At 61.9% G+C, this 16,286-nt stretch carries 16 protein-coding genes; 5 read left to right on the top strand and 11 right to left on the bottom strand.

Annotated features, from left to right (window positions below):
* The first annotated feature begins 250 nt into the window (after positions 1-250).
* The gene (locus tag ASF32_RS00080; protein ID WP_056421913.1) at positions 251-796 is read left to right on the top strand and encodes a recombinase family protein; all 546 of its coding nucleotides are present in this window, start codon (positions 251-253) and stop codon (positions 794-796) included.
* A gap of 586 nt (positions 797-1,382) precedes the next feature.
* Here ASF32_RS00080 and ASF32_RS00075 read toward each other — a convergent pair.
* The 7 genes from ASF32_RS00075 to ASF32_RS00050 form a co-directional block, all read right to left on the bottom strand.
* Positions 1,383-1,952, bottom strand: coding sequence for a DUF2147 domain-containing protein (locus ASF32_RS00075; RefSeq protein WP_056421911.1), 570 nt, complete (start codon positions 1,950-1,952; stop codon positions 1,383-1,385).
* Between the two features lie 123 nt (positions 1,953-2,075).
* Positions 2,076-2,711 (bottom strand): TetR/AcrR family transcriptional regulator, encoded by a 636-nt coding sequence (locus tag ASF32_RS00070; RefSeq protein WP_056421909.1) that lies wholly within the window; start codon positions 2,709-2,711, stop codon positions 2,076-2,078.
* Positions 2,712-2,959: 248 nt separating this feature from the next.
* A complete protein-coding gene (locus tag ASF32_RS24985) occupies positions 2,960-3,265 on the bottom strand; it encodes a hypothetical protein (protein ID WP_210166852.1) in 306 nt (101 codons plus the stop codon).
* 53 nt (positions 3,266-3,318) lie between these two features.
* Entirely contained in the window at positions 3,319-4,095 is a 777-nt protein-coding gene (locus tag ASF32_RS00060) for an outer membrane beta-barrel protein (RefSeq protein ID WP_056421908.1), read from the bottom strand.
* A 260-nt stretch (positions 4,096-4,355) separates the two neighbouring features.
* Positions 4,356-4,508: a hypothetical protein gene (locus ASF32_RS24980; RefSeq protein ID WP_156467610.1), complete on the bottom strand. Its 153-nt coding sequence runs from the start codon at positions 4,506-4,508 to the stop codon at positions 4,356-4,358.
* 1,598 nt (positions 4,509-6,106) lie between these two features.
* Complete coding sequence (locus tag ASF32_RS00055) at positions 6,107-6,538, bottom strand: superinfection immunity protein (protein WP_056421906.1); 432 nt, start codon at positions 6,536-6,538, stop codon at positions 6,107-6,109.
* Positions 6,535-7,056 (bottom strand): DUF805 domain-containing protein, encoded by a 522-nt coding sequence (locus ASF32_RS00050; RefSeq protein WP_056421904.1) that lies wholly within the window; start codon positions 7,054-7,056, stop codon positions 6,535-6,537. The genes ASF32_RS00055 and ASF32_RS00050 overlap by 4 nt, the downstream gene beginning before the upstream one ends.
* A gap of 214 nt (positions 7,057-7,270) precedes the next feature.
* On the opposite strand from ASF32_RS00050, the gene ASF32_RS24215 reads away from it, so the two are divergent.
* On the top strand, positions 7,271-7,561 hold the full coding sequence (locus tag ASF32_RS24215) for a helix-turn-helix transcriptional regulator (protein ID WP_082490338.1): 291 nt from the start codon (positions 7,271-7,273) through the stop codon (positions 7,559-7,561).
* A gap of 17 nt (positions 7,562-7,578) precedes the next feature.
* Here ASF32_RS24215 and ASF32_RS00040 read toward each other — a convergent pair whose 3' ends face one another.
* The 4 genes from ASF32_RS00040 to ASF32_RS00025 form a co-directional block, all read right to left on the bottom strand.
* Positions 7,579-7,950, bottom strand: a complete 372-nt coding sequence (locus ASF32_RS00040; RefSeq protein WP_056421900.1) for a DUF3768 domain-containing protein — start codon at positions 7,948-7,950, stop codon at positions 7,579-7,581.
* Positions 7,947-8,573 (bottom strand): hypothetical protein, encoded by a 627-nt coding sequence (locus tag ASF32_RS00035; RefSeq protein ID WP_056421898.1) that lies wholly within the window; start codon positions 8,571-8,573, stop codon positions 7,947-7,949. The genes ASF32_RS00040 and ASF32_RS00035 overlap by 4 nt, the downstream gene beginning before the upstream one ends.
* Before the next feature lie 309 nt (positions 8,574-8,882).
* Positions 8,883-9,542, bottom strand: coding sequence for a response regulator transcription factor (locus ASF32_RS00030; protein WP_056421896.1), 660 nt, complete (start codon positions 9,540-9,542; stop codon positions 8,883-8,885).
* Entirely contained in the window at positions 9,539-10,963 is a 1,425-nt protein-coding gene (locus ASF32_RS00025) for a histidine kinase (RefSeq protein ID WP_056421894.1), read from the bottom strand. The genes ASF32_RS00030 and ASF32_RS00025 overlap by 4 nt, the downstream gene beginning before the upstream one ends.
* A 203-nt stretch (positions 10,964-11,166) precedes the next feature.
* Between ASF32_RS00025 and ASF32_RS00020 the strand changes: the two genes are divergently transcribed.
* The 3 genes from ASF32_RS00020 to ASF32_RS00005 all read left to right on the top strand — a co-directional run bounded on the left by ASF32_RS00020 (position 11,167) and on the right by ASF32_RS00005 (position 15,850).
* Positions 11,167-12,969, top strand: coding sequence for a methanol/ethanol family PQQ-dependent dehydrogenase (locus ASF32_RS00020; protein WP_056421891.1), 1,803 nt, complete (start codon positions 11,167-11,169; stop codon positions 12,967-12,969).
* 828 nt (positions 12,970-13,797) lie between these two features.
* Positions 13,798-14,319, top strand: coding sequence for a phospholipase A2 family protein (locus ASF32_RS24210; protein WP_082490349.1), 522 nt, complete (start codon positions 13,798-13,800; stop codon positions 14,317-14,319).
* Between the two features lie 1,030 nt (positions 14,320-15,349).
* Complete coding sequence (locus ASF32_RS00005) at positions 15,350-15,850, top strand: hypothetical protein (RefSeq protein ID WP_056421884.1); 501 nt, start codon at positions 15,350-15,352, stop codon at positions 15,848-15,850.
* Positions 15,851-16,286 lie beyond the last annotated feature (436 nt).

Below are 16,286 nucleotides of genomic sequence, written 5' to 3'. Positions count from 1 at the left end.
TTTACTTATGCTTCGGGGATTGATGCATTAAAGGAAAATGTGTCAAGTGAGAGCGACGCCGAAAATCAGACTACTGATCAGGAATGAATGGCCGGCTGCGTCGCAAATTAATTAAGGCCTATGGCTTAGTAACAGTAGGGTATACCCTAACGTGACGTAACATGAACCACATTGGCCATCGTAACATCTGGGTTGACACCGGCTATTTGTGACAAGGTAGCCTCGGGCTTACACCCTGAGGTTACGAGCTATGGCCCGCATCGGTTACGCCCGCGTCAGCACACTTGATCAAGATCTCGATGGGCAGGTCGCCCGGCTGAAGGCCGAAGGCTGCGGGCTCATCCGTTCGGAGAAGATCTCCGGTGGCAGTCGTGAAGGCCGGGCCGAACTGGAGACCGTGCTGGAGTTCCTTCGGCCCGGCGACGAACTGATGGTCACGCGCCTCGACCGCCTGGGCCGCGACACGCGGGATGTCCTGAACCTAATCCACGAGGCCGAGCAGCGCGGTGCGCATGTCACCGTGCTCGACCCTCACGTTTCGACCCGAGGCGAAATGGGTCACGTCGTTCTGACCGTGCTCGGCATGGTCGCGCAGATGGAGCGACGGTTCATCAAGGAGCGCCAGCGCGAAGGCATTGAGCGCGCGAAAGGCAGTGGCGTGTATGCCGGTGGCAAGCGCCGCCTCGACCGTGATCGGATTAAGGAAATGGCATCATCAGGCAGCGGGGCCGCTGCAGTTGCCGCCGCCTTGGGCTGCTCCCGCATGCAGGTTTATCGGGTGTTGCAGGAGCCGTGACCGGCCGACAAAACTGAATCGCATCGATGTTTCTAATGCGTGGATTGCCGCAAGTCCGCTTCCAAGTGGATGATCGGCAATGCAGACTTCCCCACCGAGCTGACGTTGGGCGCCTGTGCGTTTTCGCGTTGTCCGGCACCACGTGATCGCGACGATAGAGGTGCATTCGCACCCTGGATTGTTGTGGAAGTAAGGTACTTCGGAATCTATCAACCTGTCCTTCCCTTACTTCGCCTCCCCGGCCCCCGCATCGCTCCATACGGGCGGAACGTCGATATGGCTCGCAACAGCTCTAGCGCGGGCATACGATCCTGATTTGTCAGCCAAGCTAAGTGCCGATAGCGGGCACGTGAAGCGCGTTTGCGAGAGGGGGCGGATCTTTTTTTATTGCTTGATCGGGCTTAGCGAACTTCGTTGAGCGACCGGTCGGCCGAGGCGAAATGGGGGCGTTCTCCGCCCCAACCGACCGGTGCCCCCGCGAGCCAAATTTCCAGGCTCGCGGATCTCGAATGGGGGCGTCGTGCATTTATGCGCCGCCCACGAAATGTCTCGTCACCTGCTGTCAGCGGGCTTCGCGTCCAGCGTCCTAGCGGGGTGTGGTGCTGCTCGTCATGGTCGGATGCTTGGGCGCCCATTCGCGGTCGGCCCGTGGACCATTGGCTTCGTCCGTCGGTGCCGGAAGCTGGCCGGGCAAGACGTCCGTGACCCGCTTCCAGATCTGGCTGCCGCAAAGCACCGCTAGCATGCAGCCCTCGACAGAAAGTTCGCCAGCCTTCTCGCTCCAGATCGTCACGTCGTACTGCTTGCCGTTGTCGGCGTTGTAGATCCGGCCCTCGTAGCGTCCATCCTTGGCGGGCTTAAGCCCAAGGATCATCTGGTGGCCCAACACCGGTCGGGTCCGCTTCTGCGGGTCTGAGTTCTCCGGATCGAGACGTGGCTTGCCTTTCTCCACGAAAGGCTTTGGAATCCACACGACGTAGCCGCACAGATTTCGGTCCCCCGGTCCGCAACGTTCGGTGCGAACCCGGGCACGCCCGTCCTCAGTAAGCCAAGTTCCGGTCGGATCCACGGAGGCGGCAGAGCTAGTTTTCGTCGTGCCGAAGGTGGTCGCAGCGATAAGGGCAGCCGTAGCGAGGCGTGGGAGGATCGTTGTCATTGGGGGGGCTCCTTGGGATTCAGTCAGCCGCCCACGATCCCGCGATCCGCATTGAGCGGGGGCCGGCATGGAAAGGTGGGTTTGGGGTGAAGTCTGGCGGCTCAGAGGCCGCCGGGATCTGGGTCAGGGAGCGGTGCGGTTCCGGCAGGGCTGGACTGGAAGATTGCCAGCCAAGCCCGCATCGAGCAGGGCATGAAGCTGAGCAAGGGCTGGGTCGATGTCGAAGGCGGGGAACACAGCCTTGTTGACGATGATGCCCTTCAGCAGCGCGCTAATCGCGCCGTAGAGCGCGACTGGGTCGCAATTGGGCGAGGTGGCGAGGGCGGCAAGGGTTGCGATGAACCAGGCCGAACTCTGTTCCTCGCGCTCGCGCAGGATAGCCTCGATCTCGCTGTTGCGGGTGGCCTCCGACCAGAGTTCGACGCGTAGCACGGCGCCGTCGCGTGGGATCTCAAGGTGGTAGTAGGCAATTGTGCTGAAGAGGGCGGCGCGCTTGTCGCCAGCTTCCTCGAACTGGGCGATACGGTCCGCAGCCCGGCGCCGCTCCCGCTCGGCCATCGCGAGGAGCACGGCCTCCTTCGAGACGAAGTAGCGGTAGATGTTAGGCGAGCTCATCGACGCCTCGCGGGCGATGTCCTGCATGGTCGAACGGTGGAAGCCGTTGCGTACGAAGCAAGTCTCGGCCGCGTCCAGGATGCCCTCTTGACGAGTAGTGAATGCCTGCGAGGGCTTCGGGACGGACTTGGTAAGAGTGCTCATCGAACAGGTTCCAACAGGGTCACGGACGAGCCGTGCTGGATGGCCCGTCGGTCGAATGGGGCTGCGCCGGAGGACGACAACCTTGGCGTCGAGCGCTCCCGTTTCAGGCGGCCCACCGCAGTCGGCGATCCGCCGTGAGCGCGTCATCGCATCCGAAGGTACGGGCGGCCAGCTTTCGGGCTGCCGCGAAGCACTATCATAATGACCGGTCGTTATCATGTGGGATCCTTTCACCGCGTGCCATCGCGTCAGTCGATAATGTCGATGATGCGTCCGGTGAGTGGGTCAACGATCAGGACCTCCTCGTCGGCGCCGGCCTCGCGGCCGTACGCGCTCCGGTCTGATAGGAAGTGGGCCCGCCGGCGTTGATCCCCGGCAGAGCCGAGAATGCCCCGAATTGTCCCGGTGGCCGCGCCGACGGCACCGCCGAGGGCAGCACCGACAGGCCCAGCGACCTCCCCGCCGGCGTCGATCCCGGCTGTGGCGCCGCCGATGAAGCCTTGGGCGAGGCAAGGGCTCGAAGTGGCAGCCCCGAAGCCGAACACCATGATCATGATCGAACACTTCATCGACGGTCTCCAGAAAGCCAGGGAAAGCGGGAAAGAGGTTAGAAGCGGTAGTTTACGCCCGCTCGAACGAGGGCGATGTCGTTGTCGATCTTGCGTGCATCGACGTAGGTTCGCCCGACCGCATCGGTGCCGATAACGCCGGCAGCGGCCTTCCCAAGGTTGACGTACAGGCCTTCGACCTTGACCGACCAGTTCGATGAGAGCGCGTATTCCACGCCCGCACCGGCCGCGAAGCCGATCTTGCCGTCGTTGCACTTGCTGCCGAGGCAGGTCTCGCTCTTAAGGTTTCCGTAGGCCAGACCGGCCGATCCGAAGACCAGGAAGCGGTCGAACGCGTATCCGATCCGGGCGCGTCCGGTGGCGAAATACTCGGTCTTCTTCTCCGGGCCGATGTAGTTGAAGCCCGCGGGGACCGCTCCGGTGCCGCTGAAGGTGTAGTCGCGCTTCGCCTTGCCGAGGTCGAGATACTGGATGTCGTTCTCGGCACCGATGACGAAGTTGCCGATCTGGTAATTGTACCCGACCTGACCGCCGGCCAGGAACCCGTCACCATTCCGCTCGGACCGGAGCGAGCCGAAGGTGTTGGGCGCCGTGGGGAAGTATCCGGGTTGGACGGCGAGGTCGTAGTCCTTGCCGGTTCGCGTGGCGTAGCCGGCATTCGCACCGACGTAAAATCCGGTCCAGGTGAAGACCGGGGGCCTTGGGGCATAGACGGGAGCTATGGTGCGTGCCGGGAGGTCCGCGGCAAGCGCCGTACCGGTCGAGAGGGCGGCAACCGCGAGGAAAGCGCGGTACAGGCTCGGACGGAGGGTCATCGTTTCGAAGTCCTAGGGCTGCATCGCTGTCGCGCAGGCACGGGGGCTCGGCGCCTGGGAAGGCGTCGGTCCAGGCTAAGGGAGCGATCAGGATGATGGGTCGGATCGGCGTGCAGCGGAGCTACGGTAGAGCTGCCATCCCGATGTCTCAGTGATAGTGAATGGTCATTATCATGTCAACCACGTGGTTGCGGCAATTGTGTTCCCCTGTGCCGCAACTCGCCATTCAAACGAGTGCCGCGTCAGTGCGGAGGGAGGTCTCAATCCTCGCCACCCCGTAGGAAGTCGCGCTCATGGAGACCGTACTTGCGCGCCGCATAGGCTAGGGCGACCGTCACCAGAAGGTGAATCAGGAGAAGGGCCAGGGGTGCCAGGACGAAAGTCCAAAGTAGTAGTGCCTGTAGAAGGGACATCGGTGGGCTCCCTTAGGCGCGGTGACGCTCGACGACATGGCCCGTCACGCCTTCGAGCATCGAAGGGCGGCTCGGAGTTGGCCCATCCAAAGGCTTCGTCGTGGGTTTCGCCGAAGCACGGTGCCGCGGACGGAATGCCCGCAGCCTTCGGGCCCAGAGCGTATGTCCAAGATAAGCCAGTCCGAACACGGATAGGGCCACGACGAGGTTGGTTGTCAGCAAGGACATAAGGTCTCCGGGCGCTGAGAAGATGGGGTACCGTCTTGGGGGGTCACTGGACTCGCGTCCGTCACGCGTCTGCGTCAGACACTTCCGACGCCGACCACACCACCTTGCGCGGGGTTGTGGTGCGTCGTGAGAGCTTCTTCAGGGCCGTCTGTTCGTGGAATTCAGGTCCAGATTATGAGCCAGTGGACTGGGCTCGGCCGTCTCCAGGCCGGCTCCCCCGTGCAGCATCAGGTCGGCATTGGCGGCTACTGGGAGCGGCTCACCGATCTCGAGTGGAACTTCGTCGAAGCGTAGGCGCGCTATACGATTAACTGGCGTCATAGCGCGCACGCCTCCAGGCTTAATGGGAGTGGGATCTTCTGACCGCGCATCGCCGAGCAATGTGTCGGAGCAGGATCAATTCTGGGATCCAAGGCGACCGGTACCGTAGGAATCGGTTTTTATCAGTATAAATTATACTTATTGCCCGATATACTATCCACTCGCATGGACAGCGTGCGAACTTTCTCAGATTCTGCGAACAAGATGCAGGCAAGAAGACCACAAACGACGAAAAACGCCAAAATTAGGCAAGTCGCGAGATCGGCGACTTGTACTTTTTCGTCCGTATCCTGGATGTTGAACCTTAGGGGCGATGAAGAAACACGGAACCTCCCATCCGCCGTCACCGTTCCGCCCTCCGGCCCACTTGGATCGAAGCTGCTGTTGGCGAAGGGGCGAGATGGGGAACAAGGCGTTCCGGATTGTTTCTCAGCACCGAGAATACGAACATGTCGGCGACGTGACGTCCGATAAACGGCTCCGCCTCTCGAAGCGGGTTGACGGCAATGAGTCCGCCTGTCAGCACCGACAGCATAGCAGACCAGTAGACCGCCATTCGGAGGCATCTAACTGATAGCATGGGCACATTGGCACAATCCGAACGAAGAAAGTGCTGTCTTACATATAATGAAATGCTTGCTGATTTTAGCATGTACATTGAGCATTCTCCGCCCGCGACCAAAACCCGCCTTGCGAAGTCCAGATTTCGCAATGGGCGGAGTATGGCACCTGTCCGCAGATGTTCCGAGCTTTCGCTGGTAGAACACCCGGAGCCGCCAAGGGCAGTGATAGTGAATGGTCATTATCATGTCAAGCAAGCGTATCCTCAGCCTCCTTGCCCACGAATTTCGTGCGCTAGGGTTCATTCAGAACGGATCGATGGGCGCGCTTATTCTGAACGCAGCAAGGCCAACCCTGCTGCATAAGAACCGTGGTAGCGGATGGCTAACGGGCGCACAGCGTGCGGTGATCTTTTTGAGGCATTTCTGCTTTCAGGAAGAGCCTACCACTGATCTCGTAACGGCTGGGGTCGAAAGGAGCCATCCGCCCTATATCTTTCGAAGGACTGCGCTTTTCAGCGCGCGATGCTCGGGTTCGTCGATGTGGCCAGCGGAGTGGAGATCGGCGAGACGTTCGAGTTCGCGCACTGCATCGGCCGGCGAAAGGGCGGGCCGCGCGTGTCCGCCCCCATCCCCCTGAGGGGCCGCCACGAGGGCGACCCGCTGGGTGTCGTTGACGAACAGGTTCAGCCCCGATTCACCGCCCTGCGAGGCGCCGGGCTGATCCGGCCGATGCACCGCGTGCAGCGCCCACACCAACGCCACGACCCAGCCGACGAGCGTCCCACCGAACAGGGCATTGACCGCCAGGATGACCCAGCGGTTGGGATGGCGCCGATGGAAAGCGATGATCGACGGTAGGCTGTAGACGGCCACGCAAACGGTGACGACGACGAGGATCGAGGCCGTGTCGTCGTTCACGCGCCGCGCGCCTGCGAGAGGGCTTGCGCCTTCATTACCTCGAACTCGGCCTCCGACAGGCTGCCGCCGGCGCGAAGCTGCGCCAGCCGCTCGATCTCCGCGATCACGTCACGCTGTGGCTGCGCGAGGGGTTGAGCCGGCACAGGGCGTGAGGGGGCAGCGCCAATTGAAGCGGGCACGGCACCGGCCATAGGGGGCGACCCGAACCGGTTCGGCCCCGGGGTCCCGGCAAAGCAGGCGAAGACCAGCGCGACGGGGCTGAGCAACAACCACCAGCCCGAATGGTCGGTGTCGTGCATCCGCCGAATCCCGGCCGCTACCTGCGGCAAGAGGTGAACGAGGTGGGTGAGGCCGATGAACAGGCCGCCATCCTTGTTGCCCGTGGCGAAGGCCGCATCGAGCATCAGCGCGATGACCGCGATGCCGAGGTACACGAGAATGAAGCGCCAGTAGTCGCCGCGCGAGGTGCGGCCGGTGAAGTCGCGAAAGCTCCGCATCGCACTGAGGTACGAGTTCATTTGTCCTGTTCCCTAGAAATATTGCTGACTTGTTGATTGACGATTTGATTCAAGCTGTAATGCACTACTGCGTAAGTCTGTTTTTGTGCCGGTATCGGACGTCCGCCGGGTTGCTGCTGCCCCATGAGCCGGTACCGCGCCCAAGGGCCGATAACCCTTAATCCTTATCATATACGTCATGGATTAAGCGAGGGTATCGACGTGCCTGTGGTCCATGGATGGACGGGCACGCCTTGCTTGGAATGTCCGGCAGCTGCGTTCGGTACGTGGGCTGTCGCAGGAGACTCTTGCCGTCGATGCTGGCGTGGCCGCGCCTTACCTCAGTGGTATCGAACGCGGCTTGGTAAACCCGACTGTCGATGTCTTGGATCGATTGGCGGGCGCACTCAGTGTCGAGGTCGATGTGCTTTTGCGGGCTTATGATGAGAGCGTTGAACCACCACGGTCGTTGCGCGCCGGTCGAAAGCCGAAGGGTGGCCGCGATGGGGAAAATTTGAAAGACTGAGCACTGCCGAACCATCGTCAGTACTCCTCAGCGAGCATGATGGTCAGCACGCGCACCGTCACCGCCGGGTCGGCCGGGTCAGGCGAATGACTGACCATGGCGCGGTCGTATGTGTCGATCTTCCAGAAGCACCGCTGCCCAGCGAGATCGAAGGCGCCGAAATCATGCTCGCCATGCGGGTCGTCGGCGACGCTGAAGGCCGCGAACGGTTTCACCGCCACCTCGGCCTCGTGACGAAGCCCAACCGGCAGGGTGGCAATCCCGCACGACATCATTACATGGCCGCCGGCAAAGCTCCGGCGGAACGCATCGTTGAGGCCGCGCACCCGTTCGATGCGGGTGGTCGAGGCGGGATCCGCCTCGACGCTGCTGGGGGCCAAGCGGCTCATGCCCCTGGCTTCGCGGCCTGAACCGCGCCGGGCGGCAGCAAGCCAAGCTCGCTGCGGTGCCGGGTGATCAGCCCATCGTCTGGCCAGTCGCGCCACTGAAGCTCGAAGGCGTCGTCGGCTTTCGTGTACATGATGATCGCTTCGAACCAGCCCTCCGATGGGCCGGCGCAGGCCAGCACGAGGCAGCCCCGTTCGATGCCGGGCCAATCGGCGGGCGCCTTGAAACGGCCGCCGGGGCCTCCGCCGCCCGAAGTGTCACTTGCCCCACCGCCCGAACCGGGAGGGGCGCCACTGGCCTTGCCTGCCGCCCTGACGGGCGGGGCAACATCGGGCAGCCCAGCCGCCGCCACGAGCCGATCGAACACCTCGGCTTTGACGAACGGTACGAAGGCTTTGCCACTCCCGAACAGGCGTCCCTGCGGCAGGCCGGCGGCAAGGCTTTGATGGGTGCCATCGCTGATCTCGAGGACGTGCATGCCCATCAGGTCGGCGGCGCGCTCGGCATTGGCCTTTTCTCCAGCGGCAAAGCGCGAGGCGTGTGGGCGGTGCCGCTCGTCGCGGCCGAACAGGATCAGGCCTGGCGGTATGGCGGTGGCGGCGTGCGTTACGGTGGTCAGGCTCATCAAAGGGCTCCAGAAACGATGAAGGCGGCCCGGAGGCCGCCTTGCGTTGAGTACGAGGGGGAGGATGCACCCGCCCGCTGCAGCAGGGTTTCGGGTGGCGGTAAGGGTCGCAGCGGCAGGGTCATTGGGGCATCCGGCAAGCTGCGAAACAGCCCGCAGCGAACCTCACATTATAAGATTATCGTCCTAATGTCAAGCTTAGGTTAGTTTTTAGCTGGCGCATCTGCTTATGAGTTGTACCGCCATGTCTCTTTGATAATAGGAGAGCAGTGGCAGTAACGAGCAAATTCTTGTCGTTCTGCTTTTGCGTCAGGCGTCGCCAGATAACCCACTCGGTCGGATGAGGCCCGCGGCAATTGCCAGCCAGACGAGGTGCGCGTCATTGCGGGCACCCAGCTTCGCCTTGATGCCATAATGGTAGTTCTGAATGGTTTTGGGGCTTAGGTTGAGCGCCTTGGCGATGGCCTCCGTGGCCATGCCGGATGCCACGAGTTGAAGCACCTCGACTTCCCGGGGGCCGAGCTCGTCAAGCGGCGAGCGCTTGCCGCTGAGACGTTCCGCTGCAAGCTCCTGTGCGATGTCGGCGCTGACTGCCTGTCCGCCGCGTGCCACGATGGCCACGGATCTAACCAGTTCCTCGGGAGCGCTGCTTTTGGTGACGTAACCTGAGGCTCCCGCCTCAAAGGCTTTCAGGGCGTAGGCCGCCCCCTGATGCATGGTGAACACCAGGATGCGGGCGCGCGAGTCCCATTGCCTGATGTGACGGACTCCCTCCAGGCCGCTAGGACCCGGCAGCGACAGATCCATGATCACCAATGTCGGTTTCATGGCCTTGTATGCTCGGTAGGCATCGGATGCCGTCTCCGCCTCGGCCACGACACGGTAACCAGGTTGACGCTCCAGTAGACGACGATACCCTTCCCGAACGACAGGATGGTCATCGACGAGGAGGATTCCGGTCTCGCTCACGCGGCAAGCCCCTCTAACTTCATTTCGGGAGGGACCTTCCTATCGTTCCGTGGGCTAGAATGAATGGCCTCTGACGGACATGGAATCGTCGCTTCGATCCGTACGCCGCCTTGGGCGGGGACGATGGCCAAAGTTCCGCCGAGAGCCCCGATCCGCTCGCGAATGCCGAGAACGCCGTGGCCGCTGCCGGTCTCCACCAGCGCCGCGTCGCCACCGCCGTCATCCACGATGCCGAGCGTTACCATGTCCGGCGTCCGGACAAGGCTGACATTCACCTGAGTCGGCTTTCCGTGACGAACTGCATTGGTAAGGCACTCCTGCACGATCCGGTAGATGCTGAGCGCAACCGGTGCGCTCAATGTCGAGAAGTCACCGGCAAAGCTCAGGTTGAAAGCGGCGGGCTTCGCGCTTCGTCCCTCCCATGTCGAGACGAGGCGGCGGAGGCTGTGTTCCAGGCCGAACTCGTCGAGGTCGGGGGGCCGCAGGCGCGCCAGCGCTCCTTTCAGCGTGCCCATCATATGACGGGTGATCCGGCTGATCGAGCGGGCGTCGTCACGCAACTCCGAACGTTCGCCAGCCTCGGCTTCGATTGCGCTCGCCAGGGCTCCCGTGGCGGTCAGACATTGTCCGAACTCATCATGAAGCTCACGTGCGAGTGCACGGCGCTCTTCTTCCTGAACGGCAAAGAGGCGCCGGGTCAGCGCCATCCGCTCGGCCGTAGTGTGCTGGAGACGCTCGCTCAGGGCGTTCACGGCACGCGCGATGCGGTCGAACTCCCCAGCTCGGAACGGGGGTAGGCGGGTGGAATGATCGCCCCTCTCCATCTTGCCGAGGCCACGGGTGATCACCCGCGCCGGCTGTAGCGCGACACCGATTACGAAGGTGGCCAGGATAGCGATACCGCCAGCCATGGCGGCGGCGGCGGCCATCAGCACCCGCACTTGTCGCCAGACCTGTCGCACGGCCGCGCCCCGGTCGGGCGTAGTGACCACGATCCCCGCTTCCCTACGATTCAGGATCACCGCGCGGCGGATCGGCGGGATCACTCCGAAAGCCCCGCGATACAACATTTCGAACCACGCCGGAGCGGGCCTACCCGCGGTCTCCAAGCCACTGCATTGCTGAAGCGTGGCCTCGCCCTCCCATGTCAGGGCGACGCAGTTCCCGGGACTGATGAATCGCAGGGTGTGCGAGCTGCGCCAATCCGGGAAGGCATATTTGGCGGAGCGACCGGCGCTGCCGCGCCAGGTCAGTTCCCGCCAGGCGAGTTCCTGCGCTTCACGGACCACCCTGTCGGCGGAGGCCGCGGTCTCCTCTCGGATGCCTTGGTGCACCTCGGCGACGACCCAGGCTGTGGCACAGGCCAAGCAAAGCATCACTACGCCCAGGACGCGCAGGATCAATCCGATGAGCAGACCCATGCCGTGGTGTTCCTCGCATCCAGCGAGGGAGAGGGACGCAACTGCCGGATGCTGGCAAGTGGTCAAGGCCACGATCAGGCAAAATGCCCGACTGCCGACGGGGATCCTGCCCTACCAGGGGACCGGGCGGGCCAATAGCGTTTCCGTCGTCGGGCTGCTCCGCGAGATAGTCGAAGAAGGCAGCCGGCGACGGGAGGAATTCCATGAAACATGCTTGCCTTCTCGGCTTGGGCCTCGCGGTTGCGAGTGCCACCGCCGGGCTCGCCAATGACGACGTGCTCAAGCGCAGCCAAGACCCCAACCAGCAGGTGCTGCAGACGCTCGACTACGCCAACACCCGCTACTCGAAGCTCGACCAGATCAACGCCGGGAACGTTAAGAACCTGCAGGTCGCATGGAATTTCTCCACCGGCGTCCTGCGCGGCCACGAGGGCTCACCGCTCGTCATCGGTGACATGATGTTCGTCCACACTCCCTTCCCCAATATCGTCTATGCCCTCGACCTCAACAACGAGGGCAAGATCCTCTGGAAGTACGAGCCGAGGCAGGATTCGTCCGTGATCCCGGTCATGTGCTGCGACACGGTCTATCGCGGCCTAGCCTATGCGGATGGCGCCATCATCCTGCATCAGGCCGACACCACCCTAGTCTCGTTGGACGCCAAGTCCGGAAAAGTGAACTGGTCGGTCAAAAACGGGGATTCGAAAATCGGCGAGACCAACACCGCCACGGTGCTGCCGGTGAAGGACAAGATCATCGTCGGCATCTCCGGCGCCGAGTACGGCATTCGCGGCCATATCACCGCCTACGATGCGAAGACCGGTAATCGCGTCTGGCGCGGCTACAGCGTCGGATCCGATGACGACATGATCGTCGATCCGGCGAAGACGACGTCGCTCGGCAAACCGATTGGTAAGGATTCCTCCCTGAAGTCCTGGGAGGGCGATCAGTGGAAGACCGGCGGTGGCGCGACCTGGGGCTGGTATTCTTACGATCCGAAGCTCGACCTCGTCTATTACGGCACCGCCAACCCCTCGACTTGGAACCCCAAGCAGCGTCCGGGCGACAACAAGTGGACCATGGCGATCTTCGCTCGCAATCCCGATACGGGCATGACCAAGTGGGTCTATCAGATGACCCCGCACGACGAGTGGGACTACGACGGCATCAACGAGATGATCCTCACGGATCAGAAGATCGACGGCAAGGAGCGCCCTCTCCTAACCCACTTCGACCGTAATGGCTTCGCTTACACCCTGGACCGCGCCACGGGTGAGGTATTGGTGGCCGAGAAGTTCGATCCGGTGGTGAACTGGGCCTCGAAGATCGACCTGGACAAGGCGTCGCCTACCTATGGCCGCCCCCTCGTCCAGGCCAAGTTCTCCACCGACCAGAACGGCGAGGACACCAATACGAAGGGCGTTTGCCCAGCCGCGCTCGGCACCAAGGATCAGCAGCCCGCTGCATTCTCGCCGAAGACCCAGCTGTTCTACGTGCCCACCAACCATGTCTGCATGGACTATGAGCCATTCCGGGTGAGCTACACGCCGGGCCAGCCCTATGTCGGTGCGACCGTCTCGATGTACCCGGCTCCCAACAGCCACGGCGGCATGGGCAACTTCATTGCCTGGGATAACCTGAAGGGCCAGATCAAGTGGTCGAACCAGGAGCAGTTCTCGGTATGGTCGGGTGCTCTCGCCACCGCCGGTGACGTGGTGTTCTATGGAACCCTCGAAGGCTATCTGAAGGCCGTCGATTCGAAGACCGGCAAGGAACTCTACAAGTTCAAGACGGCCTCCGGCATCATCGGCAACGTGATGACCTACACCCACAAGGGCAAGCAGCACCTCGCTATCCTCTCGGGTGTCGGTGGCTGGGCCGGTATCGGCCTCGCGGCCGGCCTCACGGACCCGAATGCCGGGCTCGGCGCGGTGGGCGGCTACGCTGCCCTGTCGAGCTACACCAACCTCGGCGGTCAGCTGACGGTCTTCACGCTGCCGAACTGACCGACCTCAACTCGATGCATCCGCTCTGGTGGGGCGGATGCAAGCACTGTTCTCCCGCGCAGTGACCGCTGTCCGGAGGAATGGCGTGTCGCCCTCGCGCCAACGACGAAGAGGGCTGTTTGCGACAGTAACTGATCCGAACCTGCGTGAGGCGTATGCCCTCCACTTTGTCGTCGTACGGTAATGGATCGGCGGGCTTTCGGGCCCGCCATTTTTTTGGCTGAAGCCAGATCTGAAGACGAAGCGAAAGCGGCTGGGTGGCGGGAGCCGCGGTAATACCAAAAGCACTGATTGAGGCCGGCATAGATCCGGAGAAGATTTCAGCCATAATGGATGAGATACGCCAGAAAATGTTTGCGGCGACTAATCGCCGTTTCTGAGAAGTTTTATGACTGAGTAGGTTACCGCCTCCCTTGGCCTCATCTCCGAAGGCCCGCTGTTTCCGATCCCCTGCTCCTGCTCGTCCTGGCGTCCGAGAGCGCCGAGGTCGTGCTGGGTATTCGTGTGCGCCTCCTGCAAAATACCTTCGCCCTACGAAGTTACGGGGAACGGTTTTACGGTCTCCACCGTACCTAGGCGGCTGAAGGTCAGGCCCAGACAACGAGACCTTCGCGTACTTCGAATGCCCCCGCACTGAGGTGTGAGTGCGTCGTGGGTAACCCATGGCCGACGCGCGAGCGGCTTCGCCGATCATACGTGGGAAAGCGGTTGCAAGGGCTCGGTGAACGGGGGGGCGTCTCACCCTCCCGCGTCACCTCCTAGGAGGCATATTTGAGAACCATAGGCGCGATCATCCTGTCCCTCACCTTGCTCCTGGCACAAGACGCCATGGCGCAAACCCTGTCGCAGGATCAGGCCGTGGAGAGTATCGATGACGTAAGGCCGGGGCCGCCTCCGCCGCTCCCGGACCTGTCGGATCCGAACTCTCGCACCGGAGAGGCACTCGCCGAGCCAGATGCGCGCTCCGGCATCCCGAAGGTCCTGCGAGGATCGGCCAGCAAAGCCGGTGGACCCGCCAACGAACTCAACCCGAGCGGGACTCGCGAGGATGAGACTCCCGCGAAGGGCGATCTTGCTAACGTCATCGCGGGTAAGGATCTGTTCCATGGCAATTATTGCGGCTCGGGCCAGCGTGGCGCGGATCTTCCGCCGACTGACGCCCTAGATGCCGCCTGTCAGCGCCATGACGCATGCTACGATATGGCCGGACATCGCTCGTGCGCTTGTGACAAGAAGCTGAGGCGCGAGGCGACTGCGGTTTCGGAAAGACCAGACGTCACGCTAGAAATACGTCGCCGAGCCTTGAGCGTTGTCGGGGCTGCGGATGCCATGAGCTGCCAGGCTCCCTGAGGGTAAGCTCCATTAGGGGAGGTCCAGCTGTCACATCCTGGTCTGGCATATCGACGTGATCGTCTGTTGCCGGAACACGGCACCCTGCATCACCAAGCTGAGGGTCGTGCGGAAGGCCTCGATCATCCCGCCGGTACGGGCGACCAGGTTAAGCCGGTTCGGCTGGGCTGCGCATCAGACCCCGGAGGGCTCTGAACGGAAGCATCAACATCGTCACACAGGCGCCCAGCGCCAGCACAACGAAGACCGACAGGATTGCCGTCAGGATTTTGATCATAGGCGTGCTCACTCCGGCGTACAGCGGCATAGGCTCCGCAGTGCGTTGTAGATACGATCGACCCAAAGGTCGGCGAGAGTGTGTGCAGTTCTACGTTCCCGTTAGGATTGATCGCTGCTCGCCATACCGTTTTCTCGGATGTCGCTACTAAATGACTTCAGCCGCCTCTACGGTCCGCTCTGCATCTCAAAACCTGACATTACAGGGCACACAGGCCATATGTTCGAGATGGTTAATTCAACGCTAACCCGCGTCGGCGACGCCCACGGCCTGCTCAATCCCTGGGAGGCCCGCCATTTCCGACGCTCTTCTTTTGCTCACCCTAGCGACCGAGAACGCCGAGCTACGCGCCCAGCTCGCGGAGGTTCAGGAGCAGTGCGTCGAGCTGGCAGTGGATGCGGGCGAGCTTCACGCCGAGGTGGAACGGCTACAGTGGCGGCTTGCCGTAGCCGAGCGCGACCGCGACAGGTGGCAGGCGCGGGCCGCGCCCTGCTGAGCCGTTTGGGAAAGGCCGGCTGTCCGACCTACGCTACTTGGGTTGAGCGGCACACGTGATCTGCGCAAGCAGCAGGATGGGGAAGTCGCGCATCTGATGCTGAGAGATATATGAGCAACACCGAGCAGTTGGTTCTTCCAAAGTATAATTAGACAATTTTATCGCGCTTGACGGTTATAAAAAATTAGGGAGTGCTCCCGGCTCGGCATGCGAGAGGCCGARACGATGTGCTTAGGTYGATTGTAAGGAATCATACGGTGGATCAGATCGAAAAGATCATGCGTGATCTCACCAGGGATTTCGAAGTCGAGCGGCAGGCATCCGRTACGAAGCAGATTYCTGCGCCTTCACTGGCCGGCATTCTGCGGGTCATTGGCTCGACGGACAGGCAAACCACTGACTCCCCCCCTAATCATCACGCCACCCCACAGGATTGGTCGGACCTGATTGATAGGGTCAGGGACGCTGCGCATMGGGTAAGGGAGGCTGAAGCCGAAACTCAGGAGCAGGAGATCCGCGTTCGTGAGCTTCTAGACCGRGTTCGTGAGGATATGACGGCCGCGCATGAGCGCATCAGAGCAGCCGAGAGCCATGCCAAGGATATTCAAACCCGGTCCGATGCGTTGCTGAAAGCCGCCGATGCGCGCGTTAGAGAAGCGGAAGAGCGGGCTCGCACAGCAGAAGCGTGGCTGTCGAAGATCTCAATGACGATCGCCGAGGAATTCTCTTCCAAAGACGAAAAGCGCCTCACGGCCTAAATTTTATTCGCGTGAGGAACGGATGGCTTTCCTCAGAAGCTGCCAATYAGCATATCCGGTGCATCGGTTCCAGCTTCAGGAACTGTCCGATTGGGACGCAGTAAGTCGGTGACCATGATCCGGAGGTTCGAAAGTTCGAGCCTCCCATGCTCATTGTCGCGGGTTCGTTCGTTGGTATCGGGACCTAGTTCCCATCTTCCTCCGCCATCACTGCCTCGACGGCAGCAATCGCATTCTCCAACTCGGCGACGCGCTTCAGCACACTATCGGCTGGCAWAGTGTCGTGATCCGCWGCGGCGACGATCAGWACGTGCTGATGGGCCTTCAGACGGTCAAGGAGAGCGACAAGCTTGGACATGACGCTGGCCGTATCCTGCCCCGGCAATCACGGCAACAATTTCCACCAGATCGTTGAATTATTGCTCCTCCTCAAGGC

It is taken from the genome of Methylobacterium sp. Leaf91, from assembly GCF_001422815.1.
Taxonomy (GTDB): domain Bacteria; phylum Pseudomonadota; class Alphaproteobacteria; order Rhizobiales; family Beijerinckiaceae; genus Methylobacterium.
The sequence above is the reverse complement of the archived record's forward strand: the minus strand, read 5'-3'. Positions and strand labels throughout refer to the sequence as shown.

Bases quoted from the DNA above. Each gene is read 5' to 3' on its own strand.
- ASF32_RS00080 (WP_056421913.1), top strand. From the start codon at position 251: ATGGCCCGCATCGGTTACGCCCGCGTCAGCACACTTGATCAAGATCTC.
- ASF32_RS00075 (WP_056421911.1), bottom strand. From the start codon at position 1,952: ATGACAACGATCCTCCCACGCCTCGCTACGGCTGCCCTTATCGCTGCG.
- ASF32_RS00070 (WP_056421909.1), bottom strand. From the start codon at position 2,711: ATGAGCACTCTTACCAAGTCCGTCCCGAAGCCCTCGCAGGCATTCACT.
- ASF32_RS24985 (WP_210166852.1), bottom strand. From the start codon at position 3,265: ATGATCATGGTGTTCGGCTTCGGGGCTGCCACTTCGAGCCCTTGCCTC.
- ASF32_RS00060 (WP_056421908.1), bottom strand. From the start codon at position 4,095: ATGACCCTCCGTCCGAGCCTGTACCGCGCTTTCCTCGCGGTTGCCGCC.
- ASF32_RS24980 (WP_156467610.1), bottom strand. From the start codon at position 4,508: ATGTCCCTTCTACAGGCACTACTACTTTGGACTTTCGTCCTGGCACCC.
- ASF32_RS00050 (WP_056421904.1), bottom strand. From the start codon at position 7,056: ATGAACTCGTACCTCAGTGCGATGCGGAGCTTTCGCGACTTCACCGGC.
- ASF32_RS24215 (WP_082490338.1), top strand. From the start codon at position 7,271: ATGGATGGACGGGCACGCCTTGCTTGGAATGTCCGGCAGCTGCGTTCG.
- ASF32_RS00040 (WP_056421900.1), bottom strand. From the start codon at position 7,950: ATGAGCCGCTTGGCCCCCAGCAGCGTCGAGGCGGATCCCGCCTCGACC.
- ASF32_RS00035 (WP_056421898.1), bottom strand. From the start codon at position 8,573: ATGAGCCTGACCACCGTAACGCACGCCGCCACCGCCATACCGCCAGGC.
- ASF32_RS00025 (WP_056421894.1), bottom strand. From the start codon at position 10,963: ATGGGTCTGCTCATCGGATTGATCCTGCGCGTCCTGGGCGTAGTGATG.
- ASF32_RS00020 (WP_056421891.1), top strand. From the start codon at position 11,167: ATGAAACATGCTTGCCTTCTCGGCTTGGGCCTCGCGGTTGCGAGTGCC.
- ASF32_RS24210 (WP_082490349.1), top strand. From the start codon at position 13,798: ATGGCGCAAACCCTGTCGCAGGATCAGGCCGTGGAGAGTATCGATGAC.